The 6,598-nt window shown below is 72.2% G+C and carries 7 protein-coding genes; 1 reads left to right on the top strand and 6 read right to left on the bottom strand.

Annotation, left to right across the window (positions count from 1 at the left end):
- The 5 genes from AB0D59_RS34935 to iolC all read right to left on the bottom strand — a co-directional run.
- The coding region (locus AB0D59_RS34935) for an aldehyde dehydrogenase family protein (protein WP_362574334.1) at positions 1 to 227 on the bottom strand (227 nt) is incomplete at its 3' end.
- 14 nt (positions 228 to 241) lie between these two features.
- Positions 242 to 2,119 carry a 3D-(3,5/4)-trihydroxycyclohexane-1,2-dione acylhydrolase (decyclizing) gene (gene iolD / locus AB0D59_RS34930; protein WP_362574332.1) on the bottom strand — a complete coding sequence of 626 codons (1,878 nt, stop codon included), beginning with the start codon at positions 2,117 to 2,119 and terminating at the stop codon, positions 242 to 244.
- Positions 2,116 to 2,940 carry a 5-deoxy-glucuronate isomerase gene (gene iolB / locus AB0D59_RS34925; protein WP_362574330.1) on the bottom strand — a complete coding sequence of 275 codons (825 nt, stop codon included), beginning with the start codon at positions 2,938 to 2,940 and terminating at the stop codon, positions 2,116 to 2,118. The genes iolD and iolB overlap by 4 nt, the downstream gene beginning before the upstream one ends.
- 7 nt (positions 2,941 to 2,947) lie before the next feature.
- Positions 2,948 to 3,823: a deoxyribose-phosphate aldolase gene (locus AB0D59_RS34920; RefSeq protein ID WP_362574348.1), complete on the bottom strand. Its 876-nt coding sequence runs from the start codon at positions 3,821 to 3,823 to the stop codon at positions 2,948 to 2,950.
- A 59-nt stretch (positions 3,824 to 3,882) separates the two neighbouring features.
- Positions 3,883 to 4,833, bottom strand: coding sequence for a 5-dehydro-2-deoxygluconokinase (gene iolC, locus AB0D59_RS34915; protein WP_362574328.1), 951 nt, complete (start codon positions 4,831 to 4,833; stop codon positions 3,883 to 3,885).
- Between the two features lie 390 nt (positions 4,834 to 5,223).
- Here iolC and AB0D59_RS34910 point away from each other — a divergent pair, with 390 nt between their 5' ends.
- Positions 5,224 to 5,424 (top strand): MerR family transcriptional regulator, encoded by a 201-nt coding sequence (locus tag AB0D59_RS34910; protein WP_362574326.1) that lies wholly within the window; start codon positions 5,224 to 5,226, stop codon positions 5,422 to 5,424.
- Positions 5,425 to 5,443: 19 nt separating this feature from the next.
- Here AB0D59_RS34910 and AB0D59_RS34905 read toward each other — a convergent pair whose 3' ends face one another.
- Positions 5,444 to 6,487: a zinc-dependent alcohol dehydrogenase family protein gene (locus tag AB0D59_RS34905; RefSeq protein WP_362574324.1), complete on the bottom strand. Its 1,044-nt coding sequence runs from the start codon at positions 6,485 to 6,487 to the stop codon at positions 5,444 to 5,446.
- Positions 6,488 to 6,598: the final 111 nt, after the last annotated feature.

Raw genomic sequence — 6,598 nt, 5'->3', positions numbered from 1 at the left:
AGAGCCCGGAACCGGAACAGGATCTCCGTCCGCTTGGCCAGCGACGACTGACCCCAGGTCGCGTAGGCGTCCTTGGCGGCCGCTACCGCCGCGTCGACCTCGTCGACCGACGCGAACGCGACCTTCGTGGTGACCGCGCCGGTGGCCGGGTCGGTGACCGGCCCGAAATTGCCCGACGTGCCGTCGACGGACTTGCCGCCGATCCAGTGGTTGACGATCTTCGTCATGACCGGTTACTCCTTCACAGATGGCGGCGTCGGGTCGAGACGTGCCGTTCGTACAGCTCACGTGCCTTGACCGCGGACGAGCGGGTCGCGGTCGCGGCCACAGGTACATCCCACCAGGCCTGCGCGGGAGGCGGGCCCGACACAGTGTCGGCCGTTTCGGTCTCCACGTAGACACATGTGGGAGTGTCGGCGGCCCGCGCCTCGGCGAGCGCCGAGCGCAGGTCACGGACGGTCTTGGCGCGCAGGACGCGCATGCCGAGGCTGGCCGCGTTGGCGGCCAGGTCGACGGGGAGCGGGGCGCCGGTGAAGGTACCGTCCGCCGAGGGGTAGCGGTAGGCGGTGCCGAACCGCTCGCCGCCCACCGACTCGGAGAGTCCGCCGATGGAGGCGTAGCCGTGGTTCTGCACCAGCAGCACCTTGATGGCGATTCCCTCCTGCACAGCGGTGACGATCTCGGTCGGCATCATCAGATACGTGCCGTCGCCGACCAGCGCCCAGACGTTGCGCTCCGGCGCCGCGAGTTTCACCCCGATGGCGGCCGGGATCTCGTAGCCCATGCACGAGTAGCCGTACTCCAGGTGGTACTGGTCCTGCGAGCGGGTCCGCCACATCCGGTGCAGGTCGCCGGGGAGCGAGCCGGCCGCGTTGATCACCACGTCCGTCTCGTCGACGAGGGCGTCCAGGGCGCCGAGGACCTGCGGCTGGGTCGGCCGGATGTCCGGTTCCTCGGCCTCGTAGCAGGCGTCGACGCGCTGTTCCCAGCGCTCCTTGTCCTCGGTGTACTCGGTGACGTAGGAGTCGGCCACGCGGTGGTCGTGCAGGGCCAGCGCCTCGGTCAGTTCGGCGAGGCCGCCGCGGGCGTCGGCGATCAGGGGCAGGCCGGCGAGCTTGTGGCCGTCGTGGGGCGCGATGTTGAGGTTGAGGAAGCGGACGTCCGGGTTCTCGAAGAGGGTGCCGGAGGCGGTGGTGAAGTCGGTGTAGCGGGTGCCGACGCCGATCACCAGGTCGGCGGTGCGGGCGAGTTCGTCGGCGGTGGCGGTGCCGGTGTGGCCGACGCCGCCGACGTCCTGCGGGTGGTCCCAGCGCAGCGAGCCCTTGCCGGCCTGCGTGGACGCGACCGGGATGCGGGTGGCCTCGGCGAACTCGGCGAGGCCGGCTTCGGCGCGGCTGTGGTGGACCCCGCCGCCCGCGATGACCAGGGGGCGGCGGGCGCTCCTGATCGCCCGTACGGCGGCGGCGAGTTCGATCGGATCGGCGCCCGGCCGTCGTACCGTCCACACCCGCTCCGCGAAGAACTCCTCGGGCCAGTCGTACGCCTCGGCCTGGACGTCCTGCGGGAGGGCGAGGGTCACGGCGCCGGTGTCGACGGGGTCGGTGAGCACCCGCATGGCGGCGAGGGCCGAGGGGATCAGCTGCTCGGGGCGGTTGATCCGGTCGAAGAACCTCGACACCGGGCGCAGCGTGTCGTTGACCGACACGTCGGCGGCGTGCGGGACTTCGAGCTGCTGGAGGACCGGGTCGGCGGGGCGGGTCGCGAAGACGTCGCCGGGCAGCAGCAGGACCGGGAGGTGGTTGATCGTCGCGAGGGCGGCGCCGGTGACCAGGTTGGTGGCGCCGGGGCCGATGGAGGTGGTGACGGCGTGCGTGGCGAGACGGTTCGACTGACGCGCGTAGCCGACGGCCGCGTGCACCATGGCCTGTTCGTTGCGGCCCTGGTGGTACGGCATCTCGTCCGCGTGTTCCAGGAGTGCCTGGCCGAGGCCGGCCACGTTGCCGTGGCCGAAGATGCCCCAGGTGGCGCCGATCAGGCGGCGGCGCTCGCCGTCCCGTTCGGTGTACTGGGCGGCGAGGAAGCGGACAAGCGCTTGCGCGACGGTGAGCCGTATCGTCATCGATACCCCTCTTTACTGCCGACGTGGTCCGGGTGGAAGCAGATCCGCCACTCCCGCGTCTCACCCGGCCCCGCCATGACGTTCAGGTAGTACATGTCGTGCCCGGGCTGCGCGATCGACGGGCCGTGCCATCCGTCGGGGACCAGCACGACGTCGCCGGAGCGGACCTCGGCGAGGACGTCCGTACCGCCCTCACGGGAGGGGAATACGCGCTGATAGCCGAAACCGTTCGGTCCGTCGATCTCGAAGTAGTAGATCTCCTCCAGCTCCGACTCCTCGCCGGGCCGGTTCTCGTCGTGCTTGTGCGCCGGGTACGAGGACCAGTTGCCGCCGGGGGTGATCACCTCGACGGCGATCAGCTTGTCGCAGTCGAAGGCGTCCGCGGAGGCGAAGTTGCGCACCCGGCGGGCGCTGGTGCCGCTGCCGCGGTCTTCGACGGGGACCTCCGGCGCGGGGCCGTAGCGGGCGGGGAGTCGTCGCTCGCACTTCGCTCCTGCCAGGGCGAAGCGGCCTCCCGCGCCGGAGGCGATCTGGACCTGGGCGTCCCGGGGCACGTAGACGAAGTCGGAGACTCCGGCGAACACGCTCTCCCGGCCCAGGATCTGGAACTCTGTTCCCTCCGTTTGCACCGTACAACCGCCTGCCAGTGGAAGCACGATCCACTCACTGTCCCCCGTGGTGAACAAGTGGCTGCCGCCAGGCGCCAGTTCGACGATCCGCAGACTGCTGTGCGACCAGCCGGCCCGCTTCGGGTCGACGTCGAGCACGTACTGTGCGTTCGCGGTCGAACCCTTGCCCAGGTACAGCTCGTTCGTCGTCATCAGGGCCTCACAGCAGTCCTACGGCGGTGTCCACGGCGGCGGCCACGTCGCCGTCCGCCGGGTACAGCAGCGAGCGGCCGACCACCAGGCCGCGCACGGTGGGGAGTTGGAGGGCGCTGCGCCACTTCTCGTAGGCGCCGTCCTGGTCATCGCCGACCTCGCCGCCCAGCAGCACGGCGGGCAGGGTGGACGTCTCCATGACCTGGGCCATGTCGTCGGGGTTCTCGGTGACCGGGAGCTTCAGCCAGGTGTAGGCCGAACTCCCGCCGAGGCCCGAGGCGATGGCGATGGACCGGGTGACCGCCTCGGCGGACAGGTCGTTTCTGACCTTGCCCTCGGGGGTGCGGCTGCTGATGAACGGCTCGACGAAGACCGGGAGCCGGCGCGCGGCCATGTCGTCGATGGCGCGGGCGGTGGACTCCAGGGTGGTCAGCGAGCCCGGGTCGTCGTAGTCGATCCGCAGCAGCAGCTTGCCGGCGTCGAACCCGAGGCGCTGTATGTCCTCGGCGCGGTGCCCGGTGAACCGGTCGTCGAGTTCGAAGCGGGCGCCCTGCAGTCCGCCGCGGTTCATCGAGCCCATGACGACCTTGCCGTCGAGGACGCCGAGCAGCAGCAGGTCGTCGAGGATGTCGGCGGTGGCGAGGACGCCGTCGACGCCGGGCCGGGACAGCGCCAGGCAGAGCCGCTCCAGCAGTTCCGCCCGGTTGGCCATGGCGAGCTTGTCGCCGCCCACGCCGAGGGCACCGCGGGCCGGGTGGTCGGCGGCGACGATCATCAGCCTGCCGTCCTCGTCGAGGAGCGGACGGCGGGTTCTTCGCGCGGCCGCCTCGGCGATGGCCTCGGGGTGGTGGGTGCGGGTGTGGACCAGGGCCGCGATGTCCACGCCCGGCTGCTTGGCGGGGGGTGCGGTGTCGTGGTGCGCGCCCACGACGCGGCCGGCCCTCACAGCACCGCTCCGGCGGCGAGCGCGGCCGTGATCTCTTCGCCGGTCGGCATGGCGGAGGAGCACTCCAGGCGGGAGGCCACGATGGCGCCGGCCGCGTTGGCGTGCCGCATGATCTTCTCCAGGTCCCAGCCTTCGAGGAGGCCGTGGCAGAGGGAACCGCCGAAGGCGTCACCGGCCCCGAGCCCGTTGAGGACGTTCACCGGCAGCGGCGGTACTTCGGCAAAGGCGCCGTCCCGGTTGACGGCGAGGACGCCCTTGGGCCCCTGCTTGACGACGGCGATCTCGACCCCGGCGTCGAGCAGGGCCTGGGCTGCGGCCTGCGGCTCGCGCACGCCGGTCGCCACCTCGACCTCGTCGAGGTTGCCGACGGCGACGGTGGTGTGCTTGAGGGCCTCGGTGTAGAAGGGGCGGGCGGCGTCCGGGTCGCTCCAGAACATCGGCCGCCAGTCGAGGTCGAAGACGGTGGTCCCGGCCTTGGCGCGGTGGGCGAGGGCCGCGAGGGTCGCCGTACGGCTCGGCTCCTCGCTCAGGCCGGTGCCGGTGACCCAGAAGATGCGGGCGTCCCGGACGGCGTCGAGGTCCAGGTCGTGGGCGTCGATCTCCAGGTCCGGGGCCTTGGGCTGCCGGTAGAAGTACAGCGGGAAGTCGTCCGGCGGGAAGACCTCGCAGAAGGTGACCGGGGTGTTCAGTCCGGGCACGGCGGTGACCCAGCGGTCGTCCACCCCGAAGTCGCGCAGCGCCTCGTGCAGGTAGGCGCCGAAGGCGTCCTGACCGGTGCGGGTGATGACGGCGGTGTTCCGGCCGAGGCGGGCGGCCGCCACGGCCACGTTCGTCGCCGACCCGCCGAGGAACTTGCCGAAGGACGACACCTGGGCGAGCGGGACACCGGTCTGGAGCGGATAGAGATCCACCCCGATCCGTCCCATGGTGATCAGGTCGTACGCCATCGGTTTCCCTTCGTCACGGCTCTCCCCCGGTTTGTAGTCCCGGACAGGAGGTCGTGTCAATGGTTTGTCCAGACATTCGGACGAGACCGCGCCGACGGACCGGACCCGGCACGGCGGTTCCGGCCCGCGACCGCCGCCGCCACGCGTGTCAACGCGCCCCGCCGACACACGCCCGCGCACCTGTGCCCCAGCTGTGTCACAAACACCCCTCTTGTGTCACACATGTCGCACCTACGCGGGTCCTCTGTCACACCCGGCCCACAGCCGCTTGCCCACAGTCACTCTCCGTCGTTGACGGGGCACAGGCTTTGTGATCGCCAGCGCAGCGCCCGGCTCCCCCGACGACCGACTCCGGTCGCCCCCGCGGTGCGCGCAGGGAGGTGCATCCTCATGACCGACCGACGGCTCTGGTCCTACAAGGAGATCGCGGCGCACATCCGGGTGCAGCCCGACACCGTCCGCTCCTACCGCAAGCACGGGCTGCTCCCACCGCCCGACCACGTCGAGCGCGGCAAGCCCTACTGGTACGCCGACACGGTCCGTGCCTGGGTCGCCTCCCGGCCGGGCAACAGAAACCGCGGAGACGCCTGACCCGCGCCCGGCGGGACGCTCAGGCCCACGGCTCGATGACCGTCACCCCAGCCGCCGGCGTCCCGCCCATCGCCGCCAGCGCCTGCGGGGCCGCGTCCAGGGTGATCGTCGAGGTCACCAGCAGGTCGGGGCGGAGGGTGCCCGCGCGGACCAGTTCGAGCATGGCGGGGTAGGCGTGCGCCGCCATGCCGTGGCTGCCGAGGAGTTCCAGTTCCAGCGCGAGCGCGCGGGCCAGGGGTACGGGGGTGGTGCCGTCCGGGGACGGCAGCAGGCCCACCTGGACGTGACGGCCGCGGCGGCGCAGGGAGTTGACCGAAGCGGCGGCGGTGGGCGGTGAGCCGAGGGCGTCCAGGGAGAGGTGGCTGCCGCCCGCGGTCAGCTCACGGACCGCCGCCGCCGGGTCGCCGCCGGCCGCCGCGTCCACGCAGTGCGCCGCGCCGAACCTCCTTGCCAGGTCCAGGGCTTGGGGCGACACGTCGACCGCGACCACCCGCGCCCCGGCCGCCGCCGCGATCATCACCGCCGACAGGCCCACGCCTCCGCAGCCGTACACCGACACCCACTCCCCCGCCGCGACCCTGCCCCGCTGCACCACCGCGCGGAACGCCGTCGCGAAGCGGCAGCCCAGGGCGGCGGCCGTCGCGTACGCCATGCTCTCCGGGATCGCCACCAGGTTCACGTCGGCGTGGTCCAGGGCCACGTACTGGGCGAAGGAGCCCCAGTGCGTGAAGCCGGGCTGGGTCTGGCGTTCGCAGACCTGCTGGTCGCCGGCGGCGCAGGACGGACAGCCGCCGCAGGCGCAGACGAAGGGGACGGTGACCCGGTCGCCGGGGCGACGGCCGGTCACCGCGGCGCCGACCTCCTCGACCACACCGGCGAGTTCATGGCCGGGCACGTGCGGAAGCGTGATGTCCGGGTCGTGGCCCGCCCAGCCGTGCCAGTCGCTCCGGCACAGCCCGGTGGCCTCGACCCGGACCACCACTCCGTGCGGGGCCGGCCGGGGGTCCGGCACGTCCCGTACCTCGGCGGGGCTGCCGTAGTGGTCGTAGACGACTGCTCGCATGCGCGGGTGCTCCTTTCGGGGGCTGCGCGAAGGCTAGACGGCACGGGGCCGCGGTGCAGCGCCGGTTCCGGCCCGCCGCGTCCGGTGGCGCCCCGATCGCCGCCGTGTTCG

The organism is Streptomyces sp. NPDC048417, assembly GCF_040651615.1.
Taxonomy (GTDB): domain Bacteria; phylum Actinomycetota; class Actinomycetes; order Streptomycetales; family Streptomycetaceae; genus Streptomyces.
Note: the sequence above shows the minus strand (reverse complement) of the source record. Positions and strands in the feature narration are given on the sequence as shown.

Coding starts and splice junctions, on each gene's coding strand:
- iolD (WP_362574332.1), bottom strand. CDS start 2,119: ATGACGATACGGCTCACCGTCGCGCAAGCGCTTGTCCGCTTCCTCGCC.
- iolB (WP_362574330.1), bottom strand. CDS start 2,940: ATGACGACGAACGAGCTGTACCTGGGCAAGGGTTCGACCGCGAACGCA.
- iolC (WP_362574328.1), bottom strand. CDS start 4,833: ATGGCGTACGACCTGATCACCATGGGACGGATCGGGGTGGATCTCTAT.
- AB0D59_RS34910 (WP_362574326.1), top strand. CDS start 5,224: ATGACCGACCGACGGCTCTGGTCCTACAAGGAGATCGCGGCGCACATC.
- AB0D59_RS34905 (WP_362574324.1), bottom strand. CDS start 6,487: ATGCGAGCAGTCGTCTACGACCACTACGGCAGCCCCGCCGAGGTACGG.